The 26,742-nt window shown below is 39.6% G+C and carries 20 protein-coding genes, 3 pseudogenes and 1 other annotated feature; all 23 genes and pseudogenes read left to right on the top strand.

The annotated features are described in order from the left end of the window. The first annotated feature begins 16 nt into the window (after window positions 1–16). The 23 genes and pseudogenes from SP4011_RS06775 to SP4011_RS06665 all read left to right on the top strand — a co-directional run bounded on the left by SP4011_RS06775 (window position 17) and on the right by SP4011_RS06665 (window position 26,648). Window positions 17–991, top strand: a complete 975-nt coding sequence (locus SP4011_RS06775) for a DUF1002 domain-containing protein (RefSeq protein WP_338618429.1) — start codon at window positions 17–19, stop codon at window positions 989–991. A 73-nt stretch (window positions 992–1,064) separates the two neighbouring features. Further along, window positions 1,065–2,423 (top strand): 23S rRNA (uracil(1939)-C(5))-methyltransferase RlmD, encoded by a 1,359-nt coding sequence (gene rlmD, locus SP4011_RS06770; protein ID WP_173274494.1) that lies wholly within the window; start codon window positions 1,065–1,067, stop codon window positions 2,421–2,423. A gap of 141 nt (window positions 2,424–2,564) precedes the next feature. After that, a pseudogene (locus SP4011_RS06765) lies at window positions 2,565–2,878 on the top strand (helix-turn-helix domain-containing protein); the annotation flags it as partial. Between the two features lie 143 nt (window positions 2,879–3,021). Further along, window positions 3,022–4,245: a cell division peptidoglycan polymerase FtsW gene (ftsW, locus tag SP4011_RS06760; RefSeq protein ID WP_338618427.1), complete on the top strand. Its 1,224-nt coding sequence runs from the start codon at window positions 3,022–3,024 to the stop codon at window positions 4,243–4,245. Between the two features lie 24 nt (window positions 4,246–4,269). Next, window positions 4,270–6,966 (top strand): phosphoenolpyruvate carboxylase, encoded by a 2,697-nt coding sequence (ppc, locus tag SP4011_RS06755; protein WP_338618425.1) that lies wholly within the window; start codon window positions 4,270–4,272, stop codon window positions 6,964–6,966. Between the two features lie 69 nt (window positions 6,967–7,035). Beyond that, window positions 7,036–7,253 (top strand) — a binding site (T-box leader). Between the two features lie 264 nt (window positions 7,254–7,517). Next, window positions 7,518–8,513: a tryptophan ABC transporter substrate-binding protein gene (gene trpX, locus SP4011_RS06750; protein WP_301351666.1), complete on the top strand. Its 996-nt coding sequence runs from the start codon at window positions 7,518–7,520 to the stop codon at window positions 8,511–8,513. A 68-nt stretch (window positions 8,514–8,581) separates the two neighbouring features. Then, window positions 8,582–9,448, top strand: a complete 867-nt coding sequence (locus tag SP4011_RS06745) for an ABC transporter permease (protein ID WP_050207529.1) — start codon at window positions 8,582–8,584, stop codon at window positions 9,446–9,448. Further along, window positions 9,445–10,203 (top strand): ATP-binding cassette domain-containing protein, encoded by a 759-nt coding sequence (locus SP4011_RS06740; protein WP_049511785.1) that lies wholly within the window; start codon window positions 9,445–9,447, stop codon window positions 10,201–10,203. The genes SP4011_RS06745 and SP4011_RS06740 overlap by 4 nt, the downstream gene beginning before the upstream one ends. 89 nt (window positions 10,204–10,292) lie before the next feature. Continuing rightward, window positions 10,293–12,053 (top strand): DNA primase, encoded by a 1,761-nt coding sequence (gene dnaG, locus SP4011_RS06735; RefSeq protein WP_338618422.1) that lies wholly within the window; start codon window positions 10,293–10,295, stop codon window positions 12,051–12,053. Window positions 12,054–12,055: 2 nt separating this feature from the next. Next, window positions 12,056–13,165 (top strand): RNA polymerase sigma factor RpoD, encoded by a 1,110-nt coding sequence (rpoD, locus tag SP4011_RS06730; RefSeq protein WP_000201906.1) that lies wholly within the window; start codon window positions 12,056–12,058, stop codon window positions 13,163–13,165. Between the two features lie 14 nt (window positions 13,166–13,179). Then, window positions 13,180–13,509 (top strand): metal-sulfur cluster assembly factor, encoded by a 330-nt coding sequence (locus tag SP4011_RS06725; protein WP_000331929.1) that lies wholly within the window; start codon window positions 13,180–13,182, stop codon window positions 13,507–13,509. Between the two features lie 114 nt (window positions 13,510–13,623). Beyond that, window positions 13,624–14,667 carry an alpha-galactosylglucosyldiacylglycerol synthase gene (cpoA, locus tag SP4011_RS06720; RefSeq protein ID WP_338618419.1) on the top strand — a complete coding sequence of 348 codons (1,044 nt, stop codon included), beginning with the start codon at window positions 13,624–13,626 and terminating at the stop codon, window positions 14,665–14,667. 15 nt (window positions 14,668–14,682) lie between these two features. Continuing rightward, entirely contained in the window at window positions 14,683–16,008 is a 1,326-nt protein-coding gene (locus SP4011_RS06715; RefSeq protein ID WP_262081595.1) for a glycosyltransferase family 4 protein, read from the top strand. A gap of 29 nt (window positions 16,009–16,037) precedes the next feature. Further along, a complete protein-coding gene (locus SP4011_RS06710; RefSeq protein ID WP_261014542.1) occupies window positions 16,038–16,214 on the top strand; it encodes a PspC domain-containing protein in 177 nt (58 codons plus the stop codon). A 58-nt stretch (window positions 16,215–16,272) separates the two neighbouring features. Further along, on the top strand, window positions 16,273–16,407 hold the full coding sequence (locus SP4011_RS06705) for a DUF4044 domain-containing protein (RefSeq protein WP_000863859.1): 135 nt from the start codon (window positions 16,273–16,275) through the stop codon (window positions 16,405–16,407). A 63-nt stretch (window positions 16,408–16,470) separates the two neighbouring features. Beyond that, entirely contained in the window at window positions 16,471–17,781 is a 1,311-nt protein-coding gene (obgE, locus tag SP4011_RS06700) for a GTPase ObgE (protein ID WP_338618412.1), read from the top strand. A gap of 9 nt (window positions 17,782–17,790) precedes the next feature. Further along, window positions 17,791–17,949 carry a hypothetical protein gene (locus SP4011_RS06695; RefSeq protein ID WP_338618411.1) on the top strand — a complete coding sequence of 53 codons (159 nt, stop codon included), beginning with the start codon at window positions 17,791–17,793 and terminating at the stop codon, window positions 17,947–17,949. A gap of 357 nt (window positions 17,950–18,306) precedes the next feature. Continuing rightward, a complete protein-coding gene (locus SP4011_RS06690) occupies window positions 18,307–18,660 on the top strand; it encodes a PrgI family protein (protein WP_057487447.1) in 354 nt (117 codons plus the stop codon). Further along, window positions 18,617–20,889, top strand: a pseudogene (locus SP4011_RS06685) (VirB4-like conjugal transfer ATPase, CD1110 family). The gene SP4011_RS06690 and the pseudogene SP4011_RS06685 overlap by 44 nt, the downstream one beginning before the upstream one ends. Window position 20,890: 1 nt before the next feature. Beyond that, a pseudogene (locus SP4011_RS06680) lies at window positions 20,891–23,692 on the top strand (phage tail tip lysozyme). Window positions 23,693–23,814: 122 nt separating this feature from the next. Beyond that, window positions 23,815–24,408, top strand: coding sequence for a type IV toxin-antitoxin system AbiEi family antitoxin domain-containing protein (locus SP4011_RS06675; RefSeq protein WP_057487448.1), 594 nt, complete (start codon window positions 23,815–23,817; stop codon window positions 24,406–24,408). Then, window positions 24,405–25,247, top strand: a complete 843-nt coding sequence (locus SP4011_RS06670) for a nucleotidyl transferase AbiEii/AbiGii toxin family protein (protein WP_057487449.1) — start codon at window positions 24,405–24,407, stop codon at window positions 25,245–25,247. The genes SP4011_RS06675 and SP4011_RS06670 overlap by 4 nt, the downstream gene beginning before the upstream one ends. A gap of 6 nt (window positions 25,248–25,253) precedes the next feature. Beyond that, a complete protein-coding gene (locus SP4011_RS06665) occupies window positions 25,254–26,648 on the top strand; it encodes a HEPN domain-containing protein (RefSeq protein WP_338618409.1) in 1,395 nt (464 codons plus the stop codon). Window positions 26,649–26,742 lie beyond the last annotated feature (94 nt).

Below are 26,742 nucleotides of genomic sequence, written 5' to 3'. Positions count from 1 at the left end.
AAGGAGGAAATTCCCTATGAGAAACAAACTCTTTCTGACTAGTGCTGCGGTCTTGTGGGCAGTAACAGCTATGAATAGCGCCCATGCAGCAACAGATGTTCAAAAAGTCATTGACGAAACCTATGTTCAACCTGAATATGTCCTAGGTTCTTCTCTATCTGAAGACCAAAAAAATCAAACCCTAAAAAAACTAGGCTACAATGCCTCCACAGACACCAAAGAACTCAAGACCATGACACCTGATGTCTATTCTAAAATCATGAATGTGGCCAATGACTCTAGTTTACAGTTGTATTCATCAGCCAAGATTCAAAAACTAGGTGACAAGTCGCCACTTGAGGTCAAGATTGAAACACCAGAAAACATCACTAAGGTGACCCAGGATATGTACCGAAACGCAGCCGTAACCTTGGGTGTGGAACATGCCAAAATTACTGTAGCAGCACCTATTCCAGTTACAGGTGAGAGCGCCCTAGCAGGGATTTACTATTCGCTAGAGGCTAATGGAGCCAAGGTGCCACAAGCCAACAAAGATTTGGCTCAAGAAGAGTTGAAGGCTTTGTCAGATATTAATGCTGAAAACAAGGACAAAACAGGCTATGATGCTAATAAATTAAACGTTGCCCTAGCTGATATCAAGTCAGGACTCGCCAAAGCTAAAGAAAACAAAGGAAATCTGACAGAGGAAGATGTCCGTAAAATCGTTGAAGATACCTTGAAAAATTACAAACTTGATCAGGTGATAACAGGAAACCAGATCAATATCATCATCAATTTTGCTTTAAATCTCTCAAAGAGTGATATCCTCAGCAATGCAGATTTCACTAAAACCCTAAATGACCTTAAACAAAGTATTGTTTCACAAGCTGGCGACAGTTTTAAAAATATCAACCTTAACTTTGATGCTGATAAGGCGCTAGAGGACGGCGGTAATTTCCTAAGCGCCCTCTGGCAAGCCATTGTCAACTTCTTCAAGAGTTTTGGTTCTTAAGAAATTTCATGGTATAATAGATGGTAACCGTAACGTTGCCGTCTTTTTTGTCGGCCAATAGAAAGAGAAGAGAATGTTAAAGAAAAATGATATTGTAGAAGTTAAAATTGTTGACTTGACCCACGAAGGTGCAGGAGTTGCCAAGGTGGATGGTTTGGTCTTTTTTGTAGAGAATGCTTTACCGAGTGAAAAAATCCTCATGCGTGTCCTTAAGGTTAATAAAAAGATTGGTTTTGGGAAGGTTGAAGAATACCTTATCCAGTCACCACACCGTAACCAAGACGTAGATTTGGCTTACCTGCGTTCAGGAATCGCGGATTTAGGACATCTTGCCTATCCAGAACAGCTCAAGTTTAAAACCAAGCAAGTCAAGGATAGTCTATACAAGATTGCTGGGATTGCTGATGTAGAGGTTGCTGAGACGCTTGGTATGGAAAATCCAATCAAGTACCGCAACAAGGCACAGGTCCCTGTTCGTCGAGTAAATGGTGTCTTGGAAACTGGGTTTTTCCGTAAGAATTCCCACGATCTCATGCCACTGGAAGATTTCTTTATCCAGGATCCTGTAATTGACGAGCTAGTAGTAGCCCTACGCGACTTGCTCCGCCGTTATGATTTGAAACCTTATGATGAAAAGGAGCAGTCTGGCTTGATTCGTAATCTTGTGGTGCGTCGCGGACACTATTCAGGTCAAATTATGGTTATTTTGGTAACAACTCGTCCCAAAGTTTTTCGTGTTGACCAATTGATTGAACAACTGATTAAGCAGTTCCCAGAGATTGTGTCTGTTATGCAAAATATCAACGACCAGAATACCAATGCGATTTTTGGTAAGGAATGGCGCACACTTTATGGACAAGACTATATTACGGATCAGATGTTGGGAAATGACTACCAGATCGCTGGACCAGCATTTTACCAAGTCAATACTGAAATGGCTGAAAAACTCTATCAAACAGCCATTGACTTTGCTGAATTAAAAGAAGATGATGTGGTCATTGATGCCTATTCTGGTATCGGGACGATTGGCCTCTCCGTTGCGAAACATGTCAAAGAAGTTTATGGTGTTGAAGTCATTCCAGAAGCGGTTGAAAATAGCAAGAAAAATGCTAGCTTGAACGGCATTACTAACGCCTACTATGTCTGCGACACAGCTGAAAATGCTATGAAAAATTGGCTCAAGGAAGGAATTCAACCAAGCCTTATCCTAGTGGATCCACCAAGAAAAGGACTCACCGAGAGTTTTATCAAAGCTAGTACCCAAACAGGAGCTGATCGCATCGCCTATATCTCCTGCAATGTCGCAACCATGGCGCGTGATATCAAACTCTACCAAGAATTGGGATATGAGTTGAAGAAAGTACAGCCGGTTGACCTATTTCCCCAGACGCATCATGTCGAATGTGTAAGCTTGTTGGAGAAACGTAGTTAATCCTCAAAAGGTTCCCCAAACCTTTTGAGTTCCGCAGACACATCACGTGGAGTGTGTAGCTTTGCTTGTAAAAGCGTAAAAACCTTTGAACGAAAGGGATAATAGACTTTCTGCGAAACAAAAATACAATACAATAAAACTATGAATGATGAAGCAAGTCAGCAATTAAGCGATAGCCGTTTCAAGAGCCTTGTAGGTGTTCAGCGCACGACTTTTGAAGAGATGTTAGCTGTGTTAAAAACAGCTTATCAACGTAAACGCGCAAAAGTGGACGAAAACCCAAATTAAGCCTAGACGATCTCCTCATGGTAACTATTCAATACATGCGAGAATAGCGTACTTATGAACAAATTGCGGCTGATTTTGGCATTCACGAAAGCAACTTAATTCGTCGGAGTCAATGGGTTGAAGCAACTCTTATTCAAAATGGTTTTAGGATTTCAAATTCTGCCTTAATTCTGTAAAAACAGTAAAATTCGAAGGATTGTAAGGTAAGAGTTTTTTTCTTTCTGAAAAAATGGTATAATAGCAATCAAAACTAGAAAATAAAACGGAATTTGGAACAGATTTGTCTGTATCCTAGTAGAGTGGTGATACTATGAAGATTAGTAAGAGGCACTTATTAAATTATTCCATCTTGATTCCCTACTTGCTTTTATCTATTTTGGGCTTGATTGTGGTCTATTCGACCACCAGTGCTATTTTAATTGAAGAAGGCAAGAGCGCCTTGCAATTGGTTCGAAACCAAGGAATCTTTTGGATTGTTAGTTTGATACTGATTGCCTTAATTTATAAATTGAGACTAGATTTTTTGAGAAATGAGCGACTAATTATTTTAGTTATATTGATAGAAATGGTTTTATTGTTCTTAGCTCGTTTTATTGGTATTTCCGTAAACGGGGCATACGGTTGGATTTCGGTTGCAGGAGTAACTATTCAGCCAGCTGAGTACTTGAAAATCATTATTATTTGGTATTTGGCTCACCGATTCTCCAAACAGCAAGAAGAAATAGCTATTTATGATTTTCAAGTTTTGACTCAAAATCAATGGCTTCCCCGTGCTTTTAATGATTGGCGATTCGTTCTCCTAGTTCTGATTGGAAGTTTGGGAATTTTCCCTGATTTAGGAAATGCGACTATTTTAGTCTTGGTTTCCTTGATTATGTATACAGTTAGTGGAATCGCTTATCGCTGGTTTTCAACCATTCTGGCGCTCGTATCTGCCGCTTCTGTCTTTATCTTGACCACTATCAGCCTAATCGGTGTTGAGACTTTTTCAAAAATCCCAGTATTTGGCTATGTAGCCAAGCGCTTTAGTGCCTTTTTTAATCCTTTTGCCGATCGTGCGGATGCGGGTCACCAGTTATCTAATTCTTATTTTGCCATGGTCAATGGCGGTTGGTTTGGTCTAGGTCTTGGAAACTCGATTGAAAAACGAGGTTATTTACCAGAAGCTCATACAGACTTTGTCTTTTCTATCGTGATTGAAGAATTTGGCTTTGTTGGTGCCAGTCTTATTTTAGCTCTCTTGTTTTTCATGATTCTGCGGATTATCTTGGTCGGTATCCGAGCGGAGAATCCTTTCAATGCCATGGTTGCACTCGGTGTCGGAGGGATGATGTTGGTTCAGGTATTTGTCAATATCGGAGGGATTTCGGGCTTGATTCCATCTACAGGAGTAACCTTTCCCTTCTTATCCCAGGGTGGAAATAGTCTTCTAGTCTTGTCAGTGGCAGTGGCCTTTGTCTTAAATATTGATGCCAGTGAAAAACGCGCTAAGTTGTACCGAGAATTGGAAAATCAACCAATGAACCTTCTGTGAAGTAGAATAAAGAAAGGATAGTCTATGTCTCTTCAAAAATTAGAAAATTATAGTAATAAAAGTGTTGTGCAAGAAGAAGTATTGATTCTAACAGAATTGCTGGAAGATATTACTAAAAATATGCTTGCCCCAGAGACCTTTGAAAAAATCATGCAGTTGAAAGAATTATCAACGCAGGAAGATTATCAAGGTCTAAACCGTCTAGTGACTAGCTTATCAAATGATGAAATGGTCTATATTTCACGCTATTTCTCTATCTTGCCTCTTTTGATTAATATTTCAGAGGATGTGGATTTAGCTTATGAAATCAATCATCAAAATAATATTGATCAGGACTATTTAGGTAAATTATCTACAACGATCAAAATGGTTGCTGAAAAAGAAAAAGCCGTTGAAATTCTTGAACACTTGAATGTTGTCCCTGTTTTGACAGCCCATCCAACACAAGTGCAACGAAAAAGTATGTTGGATTTAACAAATCACATTCATAGTCTTTTGCGTAAATACCGTGATGTTAAGTTGGGGTTGATCAATAAAGAAAAATGGCACAATGATTTGCGCCGTTATATCGAAATTATCATGCAGACAGACATGATTCGTGAGAAAAAATTAAAAGTGACTAACGAAATCACGAATGCTATGGAATACTACAACAGCTCCTTTTTGAAAGCTGTACCTCACTTGACGACGGAGTATAAGCGCTTAGCGCAAGCGCATGGGTTGAATTTAAAACAGGCTAAGCCAATTACCATGGGTATGTGGATTGGTGGAGACCGTGATGGTAATCCCTTTGTTACAGCAGATACCTTGAAACAGTCTGCACTCACTCAGTGTGAAGTCATCATGAACTATTATGATGAAAAGATTTACCAACTTTATCGTGAATTTTCTCTTTCAACTAGTATTGTCAACGTCAGCAAGCAAGTCAGAGAAATGGCTCGTCAGTCTAAGGATAACTCGATTTACCGTGAAAAAGAGCTTTACCGTCGTGCCTTGTTTGATATTCAATCAAAAATCCAAGCAACAAAAACTTATTTGATTGAGGATAAGGAAGTTGGGACTCGTTATGAAACCGCCAATGATTTCTACAAGGATTTGATTGCCATTCGAGATTCTCTACTAGAAAATAAGGGAGAGTCCTTGATTTCAGGTGATTTTGTGGAATTACTGCAGGCAGTAGAGATATTTGGTTTTTACCTAGCATCAATTGATATGCGACAAGACTCTAGCGTCTATGAAGCCTGTGTGGCAGAACTCTTGAAATCCGCAGGAATTCATTCTCGCTATAGCGAGTTGAGCGAAGAAGAAAAGTGTGACCTTCTCTTGAAAGAGTTAGAAGAAGATCCCCGAATTCTTTCTGCGACTCACGCAGAGAAATCAGAACTATTAGCAAAAGAACTAGCTATTTTTAAGACGGCTCGTGTTTTGAAAGATAAGTTGGGAGATGATGTCATCCGTCAGACCATCATTTCACATGCAACCAGCCTTTCTGATATGCTAGAATTAGCTATTTTATTAAAAGAAGTAGGACTGGTGGATACGGAAAGGGCGCGTGTTCAGATTGTTCCCCTTTTTGAAACAATTGAAGACTTGGATCATTCAGAGGAAACAATGAGAAAATATCTTTCTCTTAGCCTTGCCAAAAAATGGATTGCTTCACGTAATAACTACCAAGAAATCATGCTTGGTTACTCTGATAGTAATAAAGATGGTGGTTACTTATCATCATGTTGGACTCTCTACAAGGCTCAACAACAATTGACTGCTATTGGAGATGAATTTGGCGTTAAGGTCACTTTCTTTCATGGCCGTGGTGGTACTGTCGGTCGTGGTGGTGGGCCAACCTATGAAGCCATCACATCTCAACCGCTCAAGTCTATCAAGGATCGCATTCGTTTGACGGAGCAAGGAGAAGTAATTGGGAATAAATACGGTAACAAAGACGCTGCTTACTATAATCTTGAAATGCTAGTATCGGCAGCTATTAACCGTATGATTACTCAGAAGAAGAGCGATACCAACACCTCAAATCGTTATGAAGCCATTATGGATCAAGTAGTGGACCGTAGTTACGATATCTACCGTGATTTGGTCTTTGGTAATGAGCATTTCTATGACTATTTCTTCGAGTCAAGTCCAATCAAGGCTATTTCAAGTTTTAATATTGGTTCTCGTCCAGCCGCTCGTAAGACGATTACTGAAATCGGTGGTTTGCGTGCCATCCCTTGGGTATTCTCATGGTCACAGAGTCGTGTTATGTTCCCTGGATGGTATGGGGTTGGTTCAAGCTTCAAGGAATTTATCGATAAAAATCCAGAGAATATTGCTATCTTACGAGACATGTACCAAAATTGGCCTTTCTTCCAATCGCTTCTTTCAAATGTTGATATGGTTTTGTCAAAATCAAATATGAATATTGCTTTTGAATATGCTAAACTTTGTGAAGATGAGCAAGTTAAGGCCATCTATGAGACTATTTTAAATGAATGGCAAGTTACTAAGAACGTTATCTTGGCTATTGAAGGACATGACGAACTCTTAGCTGACAATCCATATCTAAAAGCTAGTCTGGATTACCGTATGCCTTACTTTAATATTCTCAACTATATTCAGTTAGAGTTGATTAAACGCCAACGTCGTGGAGAATTGTCCAGTGATCAAGAACGATTGATTCATATCACCATCAACGGAATTGCGACAGGATTGCGTAATTCAGGCTAATCATTTTCAAAAGTGAAGATGAAAAAAATTCTCATAGACTATTGACAAGTAGTTTAAAAATGATATAATTTAACCATTCAGAAAAGTAATCGTACAAACTTTCAAGAGAGTCTGTGGTAGCTGAAAACAGATAAGTGGTGATGATGAAAATTGGGCTGAATGTTATTTAGAATTTGAAATCATAAAAATTCGGTGAGCACACCTTACAGTGCATCTCGTTATTGCGAGACAGAGCGATAGGGAGATTCCCTATAATTGAGGTGGTACCGCGCATCGACGTCCTCACACAAGTTTTTTGTGTGAGGACTTTTTGATGGAGGTTAGTATGGAAAGAAAACGATGGCGTCGCTTGTTTATACTCAATGAAAATCAAAAAGCAAACTAGGAAGCTAGCCGCAAGCTGCTCAAAACACTGTTTTGAGGTTGTGGATAGAACTGACAGAGTCAGTATCATATACCTACGGTAAGGCGACGCTGACGTGGTTTGAAGAGATTTTCGAAGAGTATTAGATAAGTGAAGTATTTTAAAGGAATAAAAAAGGAGAAATAGAATGAAAAATAAACGTTTAATTGGAATTATTGCTGCATTAGCAGTCTTAGTAGCAGGAAGCTTGATTTACTCTTCAATGAATAAACCAGAAGCTAAGAATGAAAAGAAAGTTGCCAAAGTTGGTGTTCTTCAGTTTGTGAGCCATCCATCTCTTGATTTGATTTATAAAGGGATCCAAGATGGACTGGCAGAAGAAGGTTATAAAGATGACCAAGTTAAAATCGACTTTATGAACTCAGAAGGAGACCAAAGTAAGGTTGCGACAATGAGTAAACAATTGGTTGCAAACGGCAATGACTTGGTTGTTGGTATCGCAACACCAGCTGCTCAAGGCTTGGCTAGTGCCACAAAAGACCTACCGGTCATCATGGCTGCTATTACAGACCCAATTGGTGCTAACTTGGTCAAAGATTTGAAAAAACCAGGTGGCAACGTTACAGGGGTCTCTGACCACAATCCAGCTCAACAACAAGTTGAACTCATCAAAGCTTTGACACCGAATGTGAAAACAATCGGAGCTCTTTACTCAAGTAGTGAAGACAATTCAAAAACACAGGTCGAAGAATTTAAGGCTTATGCTGAAAAAGCAGGTCTGACAGTGGAAACATTTGCAGTTCCTTCAACAAATGAAATTGCCTCAACTGTCACTGTTATGACTAGCAAGGTAGATGCTATTTGGGTTCCAATTGATAACACCATTGCATCAGGATTTCCAACGGTTGTCTCTAGCAATCAAAGTTCTAAGAAACCAATTTATCCAAGCGCGACAGCTATGGTAGAAGTAGGTGGCTTGGCATCCGTTGTAGTTGACCAACATGATCTCGGTGTGGCAACTGGTAAAATGATTGCACAAGTCTTGAAAGGTGCAAAACCAGCGGATACTCCAGTCAATGTATTTTCAACTGGTAAGTCAGTAATTAACAAAAAATTGGCACAAGAACTAGGTATTACGATTCCTGAGTCTGTTCTCAAAGAAGCAGGACAAGTCATCGAATAAATAAGGTAGGGAGGAGGAGACTCTTCCCATTTTTTAAAAAGATGAATATAGAAAGGATTAAATAAAATATGATTGTTTCCATTATTTCTCAAGGATTTGTCTGGGCTATTCTAGGTCTGGGAATCTTTATGACATTTAGGATTTTAAACTTTCCAGATATGACGACAGAAGGTTCTTTCCCTCTTGGCGGAGCTGTTGCTGTCACTCTGATAACCAAAGGCGTGAACCCTTTTTTAGCGACACTACTTGCTGTAGGAGCAGGTTGTTTGGCTGGAATGGTAGCAGGACTTCTTTATACAAAAGGGAAGATTCCAACCTTGCTCTCAGGGATTTTGGTGATGACTTCTTGTCACTCAATCATGCTCTTGATTATGGGACGTGCGAATTTAGGCCTGCTTGGAACCAAGCAAATCCAGGATGCCTTGCCTTTTGATTCAGATTTGAACCAACTCTTGACAGGTCTTATCTTTGTCAGTCTTGTTATTGCTCTCATGCTCTTTTTCTTGGATACCAAACTCGGACAAGCCTATATTGCTACAGGTGACAATCCTGATATGGCTAGAAGTTTCGGGATTCATACTGGACGCATGGAGCTTATGGGCTTGGTCTTATCAAATGGTGTGATTGCCCTTGCAGGAGCTCTCATTGCCCAGCAAGAAGGGTATGCCGATGTATCTAGAGGAATCGGGGTTATCGTTGTGGGGCTTGCAAGTTTGATTATTGGAGAAGTTATCTTCAAGAGTTTGAGCTTGGCAGAACGTCTGGTTACCATCGTTGTAGGTTCTATCGCTTATCAATTCTTAGTGTGGGCAGTTATTGCGCTTGGCTTTAATACAAGTTACCTTCGTTTGTACAGCGCCGTGATTTTAGCAGTCTGCCTCATGATTCCAACATTTAAGCAAACAATCTTGAAAGGAGCCAAGTTAAGCAAATGACAGCAATTGTAGAATTAAAAAATGCAACCAAAGTCGTTAAAAATGGCTTTGATGAAGAAAAGATTATTTTAAATGATGTTTCCTTAGAAATTTTTGAACAGGACTTTATCACGATTTTAGGTGGAAATGGTGCTGGGAAATCAACCCTCTTTAACACTATTGCAGGAACTTTATCACTAACCAGTGGAACTATCCGTATTTTAGGTGAGGATGTTACCAAGTTTTCACCAGAGAAGCGGGCTAAGTATCTGTCTCGTGTTTTCCAAGATCCAAAGATGGGGACAGCTCCTCGTATGACAGTGGCAGAGAATCTCTTGATTGCCAAATTTCGTGGTGAAAAGCGTGGATTGTTACCAAGGCGTCTGGCTAGCTATAAGGATGAGTTTCAGGCAACTATTGAAAAAGTGGGAAACGGTCTTGAGAAACACTTGAATACACCGATTGAGTTCTTATCAGGTGGGCAAAGACAGGCTTTGAGTCTCTTGATGGCAACCTTGAAGCGTCCTGAATTACTCTTGTTAGACGAGCATACTGCAGCCCTTGATCCAAAGACCAGTGTGGCCTTGATGGAATTGACGGATGAATTTGTCAAGAAAGACCAGCTGACAGCGCTTATGATTACCCACCATATGGAAGATGCTCTCAAATATGGCAATCGTTTAATTGTCATGAAAGAAGGACGAATTATCCAAGATTTGAACCAAGAAGATAAATCAAAAATGAAAATCTCTGATTATTATCAACTCTTTGAATAAAGTAGGGAAAATGAGTGAAATGGTTTACTTTTTTTCTGAAATAAAGTATACTATATAAAGTAAACTATGATAACATGGAGGTATTGTGTATGGTTGACAAACAAGTCATTGAAGAAATCAAAAACAATGCCAACATTGTGGAAGTCATAGGAGATGTGATTTCTTTACAAAAGGCAGGACGGAACTATCTAGGGCTCTGTCCTTTTCATGGTGAAAAAACACCTTCTTTCAACGTTGTGGAGGACAAGCAGTTTTACCACTGTTTTGGTTGTGGTCGCTCTGGTGATGTCTTTAAGTTCATCGAGGAGTACCAAGGGGTTCCTTTTATGGAAGCTGTCCAAATCTTAGGTCAGCGTGTTGGGATTGAGGTTGAAAAACCGCTTTATAGTGAACAAAAGCCAGCCTCACCCCACCAAGCTCTTTATGATATGCACGAAGATGCAGCCAAATTTTACCATGCTATTCTCATGACAACGACCATGGGGGAAGAGGCCAGAAATTACCTCTATCAGCGTGGTTTGACAGATGAAGTGCTCAAGCATTTTCGGATTGGTTTAGCACCTCCAGAACGAAACTATCTCTATCAACGTTTGTCTGGTCAGTATCGTGATGAGGATTTCCTAGATTCAGGACTGTTTTATCTCTCGGATGCCAATCAATTTGTAGACACCTTTCACAATCGGATTATGTTTCCCCTGACAAATGACCAGGGAAAGGTTATTGCCTTCTCAGGTCGTATCTGGCAGAAAACGGATTCACAAACTTCTAAGTATAAAAATAGCCGATCGACTGCAATTTTTAACAAAAGTTACGAATTATATCATATGGATAGGGCAAAAAAATCTTCTGGAAAAGCCAGTGAGATTTACCTCATGGAAGGATTCATGGATGTCATCGCAGCCTATCGGGCTGGAATCGAAAACGCTGTGGCATCTATGGGAACGGCCTTGAGTCGTGAGCATGTTGAGCATCTGAAAAGGTTAACCAAGAAGTTGGTTCTTGTTTACGATGGCGATAAGGCTGGGCAAGCTGCGACATTGAAAGCACTGGATGAAATTGGTGATATGCCTGTGCAAATTGTCAGCATGCCTGATAACTTGGATCCAGATGAGTATCTACAAAAAAATGGCTCAGAAGACTTGGCCTATCTATTAACGAAAACTCGTATTAGTCCGATTGAGTTCTACATTCACCAGTACAAGCCTGAAAATAGTGAAAATCTGCAGGCCCAGATTGAGTTTATTGAAAAAATAGCTCCCTTGATTGTTCAAGAAAAGTCTATCACTGCTCAAAATAGCTATATTCATATTTTAGCTGACAGTCTGGCGTCCTTTGATTATGCCCAGATTGAGCAGATTGTTAATGAGAGCCGTCAGGCACAAAGGCAGAATCGCATGGAAGAAATTTCCAGACCGACGCAAATTACAATGCCTGTCACCAAGCAGTTATCGGCTATTATGAGGGCAGAAGCCCATCTACTTTATAGAATGATGGAATCCCCTCTTGTTTTGAATGATTACCGATTGCAGGAAGACTTTTCATTTGATACACCTGAATTTCAGGTCTTATATGACTTGCTTGGCCAGTATGGAAATCTTCCTCCAGAAGTTTTAGCAGAACAGACAGAGGGAGTTGAAAGAGCTTGGTACCAAGTTTTAGCTCAGGATTTACCTGCTGAGATGTCACCGCAGGAACTTAGTGAAGTAGAAATGACTCGAAACAAGGCTCTCTTGAATCAGGACAATATGAGAATCAAAAAGAAGGTGCAGGAAGCTAGCCATGTAGGAGATACAGACACAGCCTTAGAAGAATTGGAACGTTTAATTTCCCAAAAGAGAAGAATGGAGTAATAATGGCAACAAAACAAAAAGAAGTAACAACATTTGACGTACAAGTAGCAGAATTTATCCGTAATCATAAGCAAAAAGGGACAGCAACAGATGATGAAATCAATGCTAGTCTTGTCGTTCCTTTTACCTTGGACGCTGATGGGATTGAAGATCTCTTGCAACGAATCCAGGATGCAGGAATTTCTATCACAGATAACGAAGGAAATCCAAGTGCGCGTGTTCTTAGCAATGAAGAAGAACCAGAACTCAGCGATGAGGACTTGATTGGGTCAACTTCGGCTAAGGTCAACGACCCTGTCCGTATGTACTTGAAAGAAATCGGGGTCGTTCCTCTCTTGACCAATGAAGAGGAAAAAGAATTAGCACTAGCAGTTGAAGCTGGCGATATCGAAGCCAAACAACGTCTTGCGGAAGCCAACCTTCGTTTGGTTGTTTCTATAGCCAAACGCTATGTCGGTCGTGGTATGCAGTTCCTTGACTTGATTCAAGAAGGAAATATGGGCTTGATGAAGGCAGTTGACAAGTTTGACTATTCTAAAGGATTCAAGTTCTCAACTTACGCAACTTGGTGGATTCGTCAGGCAATCACTCGTGCTATTGCGGATCAAGCTCGTACCATCCGTATCCCAGTCCACATGGTTGAAACGATCAATAAATTGGTTCGTGAACAGCGGAATCTCCTTCAAGAATTGGGACAAGATCCAACACCTGAGCAAATCGCTGAACGTATGGATATGACTCCTGACAAGGTTCGTGAAATCTTGAAGATTGCCCAAGAACCAGTATCTCTTGAAACACCAATCGGTGAAGAGGATGATAGCCATCTTGGGGACTTTATCGAAGATGAAGTGATTGAAAATCCAGTGGATTATACAACTCGTATCGTCTTGCGTGAGCAATTGGATGAGGTCTTGGATACTCTTACAGACCGTGAAGAAAATGTTCTGCGTCTACGTTTTGGGCTTGATGATGGGAAAATGCGCACCCTTGAAGATGTGGGTAAAGTCTTTAACGTGACTCGCGAGCGTATCCGTCAGATTGAAGCTAAAGCTTTGAGAAAACTACGCCAACCAAGTCGCAGCAAACCGCTTCGTGATTTTATTGAAGACTAAGAGTGAGGATAAATATGGCTTATACAGAAGAGCAAATTGAAAACATCAAAACACGGATTTTAACAGCCTTGGAAGAAGTTATTGACCCTGAGTTGGGAATCGATATTGTCAATCTTGGTTTGATTTATGAGATTCGTTTTGACGGCGACACAGGGCAAACAGAGATTGATATGACGTTGACAACTATGGGTTGTCCCCTAGCAGACCTTTTGACGGACCAGATTTATGATGCCATGACCGAGGTTCCAGAAGTAACGGATACTGAGGTCAAATTGGTTTGGTATCCAGCCTGGACCGTTGAAAAAATGAGTCGCTATGCACGCATTGCCCTAGGCATTAAGTAAACATATAAAACATGTGAGAGATTATTGGAAAAGCGAGGAAATTTCCTCTTCTTTTCCTTTACTCTCTCCTTTCTTTTGCTGATTTTATTCAAAGAAAATGATATAATAGTAGCTATGGAAAAAAAGAAATTACGCATCAATATGTTGAGTTCAAGTGAGAAAGTAGCAGGACAAGGAGTTTCAGGTGCCTACCGTGAATTAGTTCGTCTTCTTCATCGTGATGCCAAGGACCAATTGATTGTTACAGAAAATCTTCCAGTAGAGGCAGATGTGACTCACTTTCATACCATTGATTTCCCCTATTATTTATCAACATTCCAAAAGAAACGCTCGGGAAGGAAAATTGGCTATGTGCATTTCTTACCTGACACACTTGAGGGGAGTTTGAAAATTCCATTTTTCTTAAAGGGAATTGTGAAACGCTATGTATTTTCTTTTTACAACCGAATGGAGCACTTGGTGGTGGTCAATCCTATGTTCATTGAGGATTTGGTGGCGGCTGGTATTCCACGTGAAAAAGTGACTTATATCCCTAACTTTGTCAACAAGGAAAAATGGCATCCACTTCCACAAGAAGAGATAGTGAGACTGCGAACAGAGCTAGGTCTTAGTGATAATCAGTTTATCGTAGTAGGTGCTGGTCAAGTTCAGAAACGTAAAGGGATTGATGATTTTATCCGTCTGGCTGAGGAATTGCCGCAAATTACCTTTATCTGGGCTGGTGGTTTCTCTTTTGGTGGTATGACAGATGGTTATGAACGTTACAAGAAAATGATGGAGAATCCCCCTAAAAATTTGATTTTTCCAGGAATTGTCTCACCAGAGCGAATGCGCGAGTTGTATGCCCTAGCAAATCTTTTCTTGTTACCTAGTTATAATGAGCTCTTTCCGATGACGATTTTAGAGGCTGCCAGTTGTGAAGCTCCTATAATGTTGCGTGATTTAGATCTTTATAAGGTAATTTTGGAGGGAAATTATCGGGCGACAGCAGATAGAGAAGAGATGAAAGAGGCTATTCTGGAATATCAAGCAAATCCTGCTACCTTAAAAGATTTGAAAGAAAAGGCTAAGAATATTTCTAGAGAGTATTCTGAAGAGCATCTGTTGCAAATCTGGTTGGACTTTTATGAGAAACAAGCCGCTTTAGGGAGAAAATAAAAAGTGAGGTAATCTATGCGAATTGGTTTATTTACAGATACCTATTTTCCTCAGGTTTCAGGTGTTGCGACCAGTATTCGAACCTTGAAAACAGAACTTGAAAAGCAGGGGCATGCTGTTTTTATCTTTACGACGACAGATAAGGATGTCAATCGCTACGAAGATTGGCAAATTATCCGCATTCCAAGTGTTCCCTTCTTTGCTTTTAAAGATCGCCGCTTTGCCTATCGAGGATTCAGTAAGGCGCTTGAAATTGCTAAACAATATCAGCTGGATATTATTCATACCCAGACAGAATTTTCTTTAGGCTTGTTGGGGATTTGGATTGCGCGTGAATTGAAGATTCCAGTCATCCATACCTATCACACCCAGTATGAAGACTATGTCCATTATATTGCCAAGGGGATGTTGATTCGTCCTAGTATGGTCAAGTATCTGGTTAGAGGTTTTTTGCATGATGTGGATGGAGTCATTTGCCCGAGTGAGATTGTCCGAGACTTGCTATCGGACTATAAGGTCAAGGTGGAAAAGAGAGTTATTCCAACTGGGATTGAATTAGCCAAGTTTGAACGTCCAGAAATCAAGCAAGAAAATCTGAAAGAACTGCGTAGTAAATTAGGGATTCAAGATGATGAAAAGATGTTGCTTAGTCTTTCCAGAATTTCCTATGAAAAAAATATTCAAGCAGTATTAGCAGCCTTTGCAGAAGTTCTGAGAGAGGAAGACAAGGTGAAACTGGTAGTTGCTGGGGATGGGCCTTATCTGGATGACCTCAAAGAGCAAGCCCAGAAACTAGAGATTCAAGACTTCGTTATCTTTACAGGTATGATTGCTCCTAGTGAGACGGCTCTTTATTATAAGGCGGCAGATTTCTTCATCTCGGCATCGACAAGTGAAACCCAAGGCTTGACCTACTTGGAAAGCTTAGCTAGTGGGACGCCTGTCATTGCTCATGGAAATCCTTATCTGGACAATCTCATCAATGACAAGATGTTTGGAACCTTGTACTATGGAGAACATGATTTGGCTGGTGCTATTTTAGAGGCCTTGATTGCAACACCAGACATGAATGAGCATACCTTATCAGAAAAATTGTACGAGATTTCGGCTGAGAACTTTGGGAAACGGGTGCATGAGTTTTATCTTGATGCTATTATTTCAAATAATTTCCAGAAAGATTTAGCAAAAGATGATACGGTCAGTCAGCGTATTTTTAAAACAGTTTTGTATCTTCCGCAAAAGGTAGTCGCTGTACCGGTAAAAGGCTCTAGACGCATGCTGAAGGCTTCAAAAACACAGTTAATCAGCATCAGAGATTATTGGAAAGACCATGAAGAATAGAAAGAGGAATAGCTATGAAAAAACAATTGATGAGAAGTGGTAGTGATCAAAAGATTGCGGGTGTTTGTGCCGGAGTGGCTCATTATCTAGATATGGATCCAACTATCGTTCGAGTCATTTGGGGTGTCCTTGCTTGCTGTTACGGAGCGGGAATTGTAGCTTATATCATTTTATGGATTATCGCACCTGTAGCAAGTGACTATTGAAAACTAGCTCAATTCATGCTAAGATAATAGAAAATAGAATGTAACGAAGGAGAAAAAAATGGCATTTGGAGATAATGGAAATCGTAAAAAAACTATGTTTGAGAAAATAACCTTGTTTATCGTGATTATCATGCTAGTAGCAAGTTTATTGGGAATTTTTGCAACTGCAATTGGTGCCCTCAGTAATCTATAAAATAGATTCAAGAAAATTTAGTGACTGGGGTTTCCCAGCCCTTTTTTAAAGTGAGAAGAAAAAATGAGTATGTTTTTAGATACAGCTAAGATCAAGGTCAAGGCTGGAAATGGTGGTGATGGCATGGTTGCCTTTCGCCGTGAAAAATATGTCCCTAATGGCGGTCCTTGGGGTGGTGATGGTGGACGTGGAGGTAATGTGGTTTTCGTTGTAGACGAAGGACTACGTACCCTCATGGATTTCCGCTACAATCGTCATTTCAAGGCTGATTCTGGTGAGAAAGGAATGACCAAAGGGATGCATGGTCGTGGCGCTGAGGACCTTAGAGTTCGAGTGCCACAAGGTACGACTGTGCGTGATGCAGAGACTGGCAAGGTCTTGACAGATTTGATTGAACATGGTCAAGAATTTATCGTTGCCCACGGTGGTCGTGGTGGACGTGGAAATATCCGCTTTGCGACACCAAAAAATCCTGCACCGGAAATCTCTGAAAATGGAGAACCAGGTCAGGAACGTGAGTTACAATTGGAACTAAAAATTTTGGCAGATGTCGGTTTAGTAGGATTTCCATCTGTAGGGAAATCAACACTGCTCAGTGTTATTACCTCAGCTAAACCTAAAACCGGCGCCTACCACTTTACGACCATTGTACCAAATCTTGGTATGGTTCGTACCCAATCAGGTGAATCCTTTGCAGTAGCCGATCTGCCAGGTTTGATTGAAGGGGCTAGTCAAGGTGTTGGTTTGGGAACCCAGTTCCTCCGCCACATTGAGCGTACACGTGTCATCCTCCATATCATTGATATGTCAGCTAGCGAAGGCCGTGATCCTTATGAGGACTACCTAGCGATCAATAAGGAGTTAGAGTCTTATAACCTCCGCCTCATGGAGCGTCCACAGATTATCGTAGCCAATAAAATGGACATGCCTGAGAGTCAAGAAAATCTTGAAGAATTCAAGAAGAAATTGGCTGAAAACTACGATGAATTTGAAGAGTTACCAGCTATCTTCCCAATTTCTGGATTGACCAAGCAAGGTTTGGCAACGCTTTTGGATGCTACAGCTGAATTGTTAGACAAGACACCAGAATTCTTGCTCTATGACGAGTCTGATATGGAAGAAGAAGCCTACTATGGATTTGACGAAGAAGAAAAAGCCTTTGAAATTAGCCGTGATGACGATGCGACATGGGTACTTTCTGGTGAAAAACTCATGAAACTCTTTAATATGACAAACTTTGATCGTGACGAATCAGTCATGAAATTTGCCCGCCAACTTCGTGGTATGGGGGTTGATGAAGCTCTTCGTGCGCGTGGTGCTAAGGATGGAGACTTGGTCCGCATTGGTAAATTTGAGTTTGAATTTGTAGACTAGGAGACTGGTATGGGAGATAAACCGATATCTTTCCGAGATGCAGATGGTAATTTTGTTTCCGCCGCAGACGTTTGGAATGAAAAGAAATTGGAAGAACTATTTAATCGTCTCAATCCAAATCGTGCCTTCAGGTTGGCACGAACTAAAAAGGAAAATCCATCTCAGTAAAGAAGCTAAAAAATCCCGTGCCTCATCAGACACGGGATTTTGTGGTACGACGGGCATGTATAGCAAACTGAATCTGGAATAGCACAGCATATCTTCTAAAATATCGTTATAAATTGATTTGAATTTCAAAATTAAATTGTTTGATTCTTATTTCCAGCGTCAGACTTAAAACGCTCTATCCCCAGACCGTTTTAATCCGCTACCTCACGATAGTCAGGCTTGGGAATCGCTTTTGGGTTCACCGGTAGCGGATACCCACCGAGGACTTACACCTCAGATATACGACATGCGCGTCGTACTTCAAACTGGACTGAGATTTTCATCTTAGTCCTTTTATCAAAGAAGGAGCAATTATTTATGAATACACGTGTCTTTAAGGACATCTCAAAGGTACAACATAGGGTATGGCTGGGATTTACAACTAAACAGATTGTTTTTGTATTTCCAGCCATCGCCCTAACCATTTTGGTATTGGGCTTGAACCTATTTTACTGGCAATTTGGGGATTGGTTTGTCTATGGTTTTGTTTTTAGCTTTACCATTCCACTCATGTTATTTGGTGTCTATCGCCCTAATGATTTACTATTTGAAATCTACCTCAAGTACCGATTTCATTATGAACTAACAGTACCAGATCGTACATTTACTGGAAGAAAAGGAGATCAACGTGAAAAAATTAAAACACTCAATGAAACCAAAGACCTCTTCTAATGACAAAAAGTAAAAGACTAAAACACAGAAGCAGGAGATTAGACCTTCTACCGTAAATACGTTATCCTGTCAGGGACTTTTTCAAAATGGACTCATGCAGGTCAGTCCAAGTTTTTTCTCACAAACCTATCTCTTAGGAGATGTCAATTATCAAACAGTTGGCTTAGACGATAAGGGAGCAATTGTTGAGAAAAATTCCGTAAGAGTATTCTCTAGCCCTTACAGGAAGATGGGTTTGATGCTTATCGTGATGAATTAAATCACATGATGAATGCCAACTTAGAGGCTGGTGAGAACAACTTTTCAGCCGTCAAGTTTCTTTCATTTGGCAAGAGCGACCAAACACCAAAACTAGCTTTTCGTTCTCTGCCACAAATTGGGGAATATTTCAAGAGTGGCTTTTTAGAGATTGATGTATCTCTTGGTCTGCTCGGTGGAGAGGAGCGAGTGAATGTCCTTGCGGAGATGTTACGAGGTGAAAATTATTTATCGTTCTCTTACAAGGATTTGTCCCTCTCAGGTCAATCCACCAAACACTTTATTGCCCCAACCTACCTTTTCTTTAACCACAAGCATCATATTGAATTGGACGATCGATTATTACAGATTGTCTATGTTCGTGACTATGGTATGGAGCTAGGGGATAAATTTATTCGAGACTTAATGCAGTCAGATTTAGAAGTGATGATTAGCCTACATGCTAAAGGCTCTACTAAGTCTGAAACAATGACCAAGCTACGAACTAAGAAGACCTTGATGGAATCGCAAAAGATTGGGGAACAACAAAAGATGGCACGGACAGGCATCTATTTGGAGAAGGTCGGCCATGTTCTTGAGAACAACATCGATGAAGCTTAGGCTCTTCTTCAAACCATGACCCAAACAGGAGATAAACTGTTTGACACCGTATTTCTAATTGGCGTGCTGGCGGATACTGAAGACCGACTCAAGCAGTCCCTTGATATTATCAAGCAAGTGGCTGGGTCTAATGATATGATTATCGATAACTTGACCTACATGCAAGAAGCTGCTTTTAATAGTCTCTTGCCATTTGGTAAGAACTATCTTGAAGGTGTCTCTCAGTCTCTATCGACTTCAAATATTGCCGTGAATGCACCTTGGACTTCCGTAGATATTCAGGACAAGGGTGGGAAATTTTATGGCATTAATCAGATTTCAAGTAATATTATCAGTATTGACCGTGGCAAGTTAAGTACCCCGTCAGGTTTGATTTTAGGGACTTCTGGAGCTGGAAAAGGGATGGCGACAAAACATGAAATCATCTTTACTAAGCTAAAGGAATCAGATAGTGATACTGAAATTATTATTGTTGACCCAGAAAATGAGTACAGTATTATCGGTCAAGCCTTTGGTGGGGAGAGTATTGATATTGCCCCAGATTCTACCACCTTCTTAAATGTCTTAGATCTATTTGATGAGAATATGGATGAGGATCCGGTTAAGGTCAAGTCTGAATTTCTCTTGTCTTGGATTGGAAAGCTCTTGAACCGTAAAATGGATGGTCGTGAAAAGTCCTTGATTGACCGTGTGACAATACTCACTTATAAGTATTTTGACAGACCGTCCTTGGTCGAATGGGTCTTTGTCTTAGCTCAACAACCTGAACAGGAAGCTAAGGACTTGGCACTGGATATGGAACTCTATGTGGAAGGGTCGCTGGACATATTTTCACATCGGACCAATATTAAAACAGACAGTCATTTCCTGATTTACAATGTCAAAAAGCTAGGCGATGAATTAAAACAAATTGCCCTTATGGTTATCTTTGACCAGATTTGGAATCGTGTGGTGAAAAATCAAAAACTAGGGAAGAAGACCTGGATTTACTTTGATGAAATGCAGCTACTCTTATTGGACAAGCATGCCTCTGATTTCTTCTTCAAACTTTGGAGTCGTGTCCGTAAGTATGGTGCGATACCGACAGGCATTACTCAAAATGTGGAGACACTTCCATTGGATGCCAACGGCAGACGCATTATTGCCAATAGCGAGTTCATGATTCTATTAAAACAGGCTAAGAGGGATCGAGAAGAATTGGTGCATATGCTTGGGCTTTCTAAAGAGCTGGAGAAGTACTTAATCAATCCTGAAAAAGGGGCAGGACTTATCAAGGCCGGTTCCACCGTTGTTCCTTTCAAGAATAAAATTCCACAACATACAAAGCCTTTTGACATCATGAGTACGGATCCTGAAAAAATGAGGACATGAGATGAAAAAGGGTAAAAAGCTAGTCAAACAGGATAGGAAAAACTTTCGAAGCAACTTAAAATCAGCCCGAATGTATTATCGGAAAGAAGTTAGAGCCTTAAGACAGACTGTTCCTAATAATGGAAGATTTCGAAAATCAGCCAAAAATTCTCTGTTTCAGGGAAAGAAAACAGAGTTAAAAGTAAATCTACTCAGTAGCCAAAAGGAAGCAGAAGAGAAGTTTCTAAAGGAAATTACCTATGTTTCTCCTAGACTGTTGAAGGTAAAGGAAATCAAGAACTATCGACTTCCTCAAGCTCAAGAGCGTTTGCGGACGATAAGAAAACATTTGTCAGACGTGAAACTAAGTGAAAAGCACAAGGCAGTTAATCCCAAGTTTACTTTCCAAAAAGAAAAGTCTTCCTTGAAGCCTCGTTTTCAGTTTCACTAAGAAAAATCATTTGATCGACTAAGTACAGAAAAAGAAGTAAGTTCTGTCAAACGTGAGGTCAAACAACTCAAGAAAGTCCGAAAGTCTAAGAAAAACTCTACCAAAGTCAAAGTTGGATTAGGCTTAGCTGCATCTGAATCGCTTGACCTGGTAGCACAGGATGATGATTTAGATGGTCTAAGAACCTTAAAGTATACTAGCTTGAAAGCCAGATGCTATGGCAGGTTCACCTATCAAGCAGGTAAAGTGGCGGTGAAAAGTGGACAGACTGGTGTGCGGTTTACCAAAACAAAATTTTCTTATGGAAAGGAACGATTCCAGAATTTCAAAAAGGGAAGAGGATTCATACGCCAGAAACCTCTTAAATCAAGAAGACGTTACCAGACTTTTTAAAGCATGCTAGAAAGCACAATCTAGCAGGAATTAAGGGGATTGTCCAATCCATTAAAGGAAGTCTGACCTTCTTTTCTGCAATTGTGGGAAATCCTTTGACTTGGATTGGCTCAGGCATTCTTTTGATACTCCTTTTGATGATGAGCTTTTTCATGAGTATTTCAGGAAGCAGTGTCATTCAACAAGATGAGGTAGAATTGAGTAAGAACTATACCCACATGACGTGGGAAGATACGGAATATACGAGAACCAACGAAAAGGGGATTACCTATTACACCAAGATTGATGAGGTCATGGTTTACATGAATCATCAATACCAATACTACAAGCTTGACGATTTCATGGAAACAGGTGGTGCGACCTACAAATAATTTCTCAGTCAAGTGTGGACGAAGTTAAATGGTGGTGATTCTATTAAATCCATGTCTGACTTGTATAAAGAACATGCTTACAAGTTGTCTGAGGAGGACCAGGAAGAACTAAAGAAGTTGACCGAAGAAGGCAATTATCTAGCCCTTCAAGAATTGGACAATCCCTTTCAGGGACAGACTGATGAGAATAGCTTAAACATGACCTACCGATATGGTTATGAGATCATTGATGAGAAACCAACGCTTCATTATCATATCATCTTAGAAGCAAAAGAAGGGCAAGTCATTGTGGCTACGATAGATGGCAATGTATCTCTTAATGGAGAGAACGTTATTTTGACCTCTGATAAGGGAGTGAATAAGACTAAACTAACCTTGTTTGGCATTCATTCAGGCAGAGTGAGTGAAAATCAACAAGTCTTGGCAGGAGATATTATTGGTCAGACCAAAGACGGAACGGGTCTAAAAGTCACTTATCAAAAGGTTAATGATGACATGGATAAGTTGGTCTATGTCAATACAGCTTTCTACTTTCCAAAAGTAATCCAGGTTCAGACAACCATTCTTCTAACTATCGGTCAGTTTGGTGGCGATGAGTTCGAGAGAGCCAAGGCGATTTATGACTATCTCAAAAGCAAAGGTGCGACAAATCAAGCTATCGTAGCCATTTTAGGAAATTGGTCGGTAGAATCCTCTATTAATCCCAAGCGTGCGGAGGGCGCCTATCTATCTCCCACTATTGGTACGACAGACAGTTCGTGGGATGATGAGGGCTGGCTCTCGCTTAATGGTCCAACTATATACAATGGACTTTACCCAAATATTCTCAAACGTGGTTTAGGCTTAGGCCAATGGACAGATACCGCGGATGGGTCACGCAGACATACTTTATTGTTGGAATATGCCAAAGGAAAACATCAAAAATAGTATGACTTAGGGATTACAACTGAATTTCATGTTGAATGGGGATAGTCCTTATTACACCAACTGGTTAAAGGACTTCTTCAAAAATCCAGGAAGTCCAGCTAGTCTTGCCCAACTCTTTCTCATTTACTGGAGAGGAAATAGTGGTGATAAACTACTTGAACGTCAGACACGGGCCAGTGAGTGGTATTACCAAATTGAAAAAGGCTTTAGTCAACCCAACGGTGGGACAGCACAAAGTGATCCAAAAGCACTTGAAGCTGTTCGAGGAGAACTATTTGAGAACTCTATTACAGGAGGTGGTGACGGTATGGGATATGCTTACGGCCAATGTACTTGGGGAGTTGCAGCCCGTATCAACCAACTGGGTCTAAAACTCAAAGGTAAGAATGGAGAGAAGATTCCAATTATCAGTACCATGGGCAATGGCCAAGATTGGGTGCGTACAGCCACAAGTCTCGGTGGAGAGACAGGGACAAGTCCACAAGCAGGAGCTATTCTTTCCTTTGCGGGAGGAGGACATGGTACACCAACAGAATATGGACATGTGGCTTTTGTGGAGAAAGTCTACCCAGACGGTTCATTTCTTATCTCAGAAACCAACTACAATGATAATCCAAACTATACCTTACGTAAATTATCTGGAGTGGATAGTAGTTTGGGTTTTGCTTATACGACGAAATAAAAAAGGATATGCTAACAATAATCGGATTTGTTAGCATATTATTTTCGTTTATCGTTGATTATTTTATAACAATGTGCTAACATTGTTATAAAGTGTTAGCATATTGTTTTGGAGGTGGTGATATGGATTTGTTAGAGAAACCCGTTTATAATTATATTAAAAATAATCATGGAGTAATAACTTTTCGTGATATGGAAGAGCTTAACTTTTCTTATCAGCAACTGAATAAATTAGTCTCAAAAGGGAAAGTGGAATCAATTGAAAGAGGTATCTATCATCTGCCAGATACCTATATCGATGACTATTTTAGTTTACAGTACCGTTTTCCAAAAGGAATTTATTCCTTAGAAACAGCACTTTGGTTATATGGTCTGTCCCTTACCATTCCATTTGAGCCTGTGATGACTTTTCCTTTCGGGACAAATACGAGGCCAATGAAAGAAGCTGGTGTCAAGCCAATTGTCGCTAGAAAGTATCATGAAATCGGTATGATTAAACTGGAGCGACAGGCTGGACAGTTTATCTCAGTATATGATATGGAACGAACATTAGTGGAGTGTTTGAGAACAGCTTACCATGTCGATATTCAAGTTATTGCTCCAGCTTTTCAAGCTTACTTCAAAAAAGAAGCTGTAGATTACAGTAAGTTGTATCACTATGCACAACTATTTAAAGTTACTGAAAAACTACAATCATATGTGGAGGTCTTGTCTTGAAATTCTCAAATGCTAATAGTTTCAAAGCCAAAGTCAAGAATATTGCAAGAGAAAAAGGGATACCTGCTCAACAAGTTCAGCAAAATTTTCTGATTGAACAAGTCTTAAAACTCATCTCAGAGAGCAAGTATAAAGATTCTTTCATTGTGAAAGGTGGATTTCTTATCGGACAGATGATTGGCTTAGATAAACGGACAACAATGGATTTAGATGTTACCCTGAAAGGTCAACCTCTTAACGAAGAAAATATTCAATCAATCTTCAAAGAAATAATTAATCGACCTTCTGAAGGTTTCCAATTTGAAATTGATAAGTTAGAGCCAATTCGACAAGATGACGAATATGGTGGTTTTTCCCTTAAACTAAATGCGACATTTGACACCTTACGTGAAGTTGTCTTTATTGATATAACGACAGGTGACCATATTACGCCACGAGAAATTACATACCAATTACAATCCATTTTCTCAGAGGATAAGCTAGAAGTTTGGACTTATAATTTAGAAACAGTTCTTGCTGAAAAATTAGAAACCATTATAAGTCGAGGAGCTGCTTCAACTAGACCTCGTGATCGCTATGATCTCTATACATTGTACCATCTTCGAAAAGATGAGATTGATGTACACATATTGAATACTGCTTTGCACAATACTGCTAAAAAAAGAGAAAGTTTAGATATTTTGATACATTGGGAAGAGCAATTAGAGGTACTCCGTCGCTCTGACTATCAGAAACAGCTTTGGTCTCGTTATCAAAAATCATTCAGATATGCTAGTGAAACTAGTTTCGAGGAATCTGTGGACGTAGTAGCAATTATTTTAAATCATTTGGAGGTTTAGTTTTGTATGCTGACAGGAACTTTACAGATGATGGGGTATGAATTTTTCTTTACGTTCGATGAAGAAATATTATCCTTGATTCCCAAAGAAGGGGAAAAAGATGAGATTAGGTATTCTTGGTTCTATACTAAATTAGGAACAGGAACCTTTTCTTGGCTAGGGAAGCCTAAATTCGTAGAAGAAGACTTTCTTTATGGACGGACAAATGAAACAAATCGAGTTATTACATTTCTAACAAATAGACACACGCAACTTCAGGAAAATAACGGTATCATTACAGTGCCGATTTTGGCCTATTTTTTTAGTTATTCTGACAGACCTAGGATTAGTCGAATATCATTTAGCGGACTAGAGCTAAACTATATTCATCCAATTAATCGTACTTTTGAAATTTCGTATAAACCTGAAGAACACGATGGAAAAATAAATATTAGTACCTATGGTTTTGACTCAACAACGACAGATGAACAGAAGTTTAATGTTTTTGGAAAAGAGGTTCAAGTTTATTTCGGTGTCACTAGAACAACAAGTTTATCGATCGAAAAGCCACCTCTAGCGTTATCATCGTCAATGGTTTTTCAATTTGAAGAAACTCAAGATTATTCTTTTGTACGAGAGTTATATCGTATCGCAAAGGAGTTTATCCAATTTCTTTGTAATCGAAGAAATGTTAGTTTTACTGACATTCGATTGTCAAATAATCAAGGAAAGGTTGGGGAATTCAATGTGATTGAAGATAGTATTGAGATTGAGATGAAGCCATTGAAAGACGGAAGATATATTCAACAAAAATATATTGCTGGTTATGAGGGAAAGATATTAGATGACATAGCTGAAAATAATCTATATCTCAGACATCTGGGTAAGAGTTTTAGGGATAGTCGGATAATTGATGCTGCTAGTTTTGTATTAAGAACCGCTGCATTTGAATGGGAGTTTAGTAGACTATTTTCAGAAGATGAATGGAAAAGCGAGCAACGAAAAAAACTAGAAGAAGAAGCTAGTAAAGAATTAGAGCGTTTGATTGAAAATTCAACAGGTAAGCTGAAAAAAATTTACAAAGATTTGAAAAAATCAGTTGTATCCTATTTATCTCTTTCTCAAAAGATTGGTCAAATATATGAAGAATACGGTGCATCTGTATTGGATTTATTTGGACAATCCATATATAAATTAAACAATATTTCTTATAATCACTCTGAAATTGCAGAGCGAATAGGCAAACAAAGAAATAATTTTGCTCATGGAAATTTAGATAAGGAATTTATAAATGAGTCTTTGCTAGATGTGGTGTTCCTTGAACAAATTGTTCTAGCTATGCAACTCCAATATTTTGGAATAGATGAAGTAGAAACTAAAAAAATCATAAATGAAGTATTTCGCCATAATTTAATCATATAGAGTTGTTAAAAAAGTATATTCCGAAAGTCTAGAAATACTAATTTTGTAGATTTGTGTTCACGTCATGGCTTCATTTTAGTTTTGTAATAGAGTA

This window comes from Streptococcus parapneumoniae, assembly GCF_037076355.1.
Classification (GTDB): Bacteria; Bacillota; Bacilli; order Lactobacillales; family Streptococcaceae; genus Streptococcus; species Streptococcus parapneumoniae.
Note: the sequence above shows the minus strand (reverse complement) of the source record. Positions and strands in the feature narration are given on the sequence as shown.

What these genes read in the sequence shown, in the direction of transcription:
- SP4011_RS06775 (WP_338618429.1), top strand. Translation starts at nt 17, where the DNA reads ATGAGAAACAAACTCTTTCTGACTAGTGCTGCGGTCTTGTGGGCAGTA.
- rlmD (WP_173274494.1), top strand. Translation starts at nt 1,065, where the DNA reads ATGTTAAAGAAAAATGATATTGTAGAAGTTAAAATTGTTGACTTGACC.
- ftsW (WP_338618427.1), top strand. Translation starts at nt 3,022, where the DNA reads ATGAAGATTAGTAAGAGGCACTTATTAAATTATTCCATCTTGATTCCC.
- ppc (WP_338618425.1), top strand. Translation starts at nt 4,270, where the DNA reads ATGTCTCTTCAAAAATTAGAAAATTATAGTAATAAAAGTGTTGTGCAA.
- trpX (WP_301351666.1), top strand. Translation starts at nt 7,518, where the DNA reads ATGAAAAATAAACGTTTAATTGGAATTATTGCTGCATTAGCAGTCTTA.
- SP4011_RS06745 (WP_050207529.1), top strand. Translation starts at nt 8,582, where the DNA reads ATGATTGTTTCCATTATTTCTCAAGGATTTGTCTGGGCTATTCTAGGT.
- SP4011_RS06740 (WP_049511785.1), top strand. Translation starts at nt 9,445, where the DNA reads ATGACAGCAATTGTAGAATTAAAAAATGCAACCAAAGTCGTTAAAAAT.
- dnaG (WP_338618422.1), top strand. Translation starts at nt 10,293, where the DNA reads ATGGTTGACAAACAAGTCATTGAAGAAATCAAAAACAATGCCAACATT.
- rpoD (WP_000201906.1), top strand. Translation starts at nt 12,056, where the DNA reads ATGGCAACAAAACAAAAAGAAGTAACAACATTTGACGTACAAGTAGCA.
- SP4011_RS06725 (WP_000331929.1), top strand. Translation starts at nt 13,180, where the DNA reads ATGGCTTATACAGAAGAGCAAATTGAAAACATCAAAACACGGATTTTA.
- cpoA (WP_338618419.1), top strand. Translation starts at nt 13,624, where the DNA reads ATGGAAAAAAAGAAATTACGCATCAATATGTTGAGTTCAAGTGAGAAA.
- SP4011_RS06715 (WP_262081595.1), top strand. Translation starts at nt 14,683, where the DNA reads ATGCGAATTGGTTTATTTACAGATACCTATTTTCCTCAGGTTTCAGGT.
- SP4011_RS06710 (WP_261014542.1), top strand. Translation starts at nt 16,038, where the DNA reads ATGAGAAGTGGTAGTGATCAAAAGATTGCGGGTGTTTGTGCCGGAGTG.
- SP4011_RS06705 (WP_000863859.1), top strand. Translation starts at nt 16,273, where the DNA reads ATGGCATTTGGAGATAATGGAAATCGTAAAAAAACTATGTTTGAGAAA.
- obgE (WP_338618412.1), top strand. Translation starts at nt 16,471, where the DNA reads ATGAGTATGTTTTTAGATACAGCTAAGATCAAGGTCAAGGCTGGAAAT.
- SP4011_RS06695 (WP_338618411.1), top strand. Translation starts at nt 17,791, where the DNA reads ATGGGAGATAAACCGATATCTTTCCGAGATGCAGATGGTAATTTTGTT.
- SP4011_RS06690 (WP_057487447.1), top strand. Translation starts at nt 18,307, where the DNA reads ATGAATACACGTGTCTTTAAGGACATCTCAAAGGTACAACATAGGGTA.
- SP4011_RS06675 (WP_057487448.1), top strand. Translation starts at nt 23,815, where the DNA reads ATGGATTTGTTAGAGAAACCCGTTTATAATTATATTAAAAATAATCAT.
- SP4011_RS06665 (WP_338618409.1), top strand. Translation starts at nt 25,254, where the DNA reads ATGCTGACAGGAACTTTACAGATGATGGGGTATGAATTTTTCTTTACG.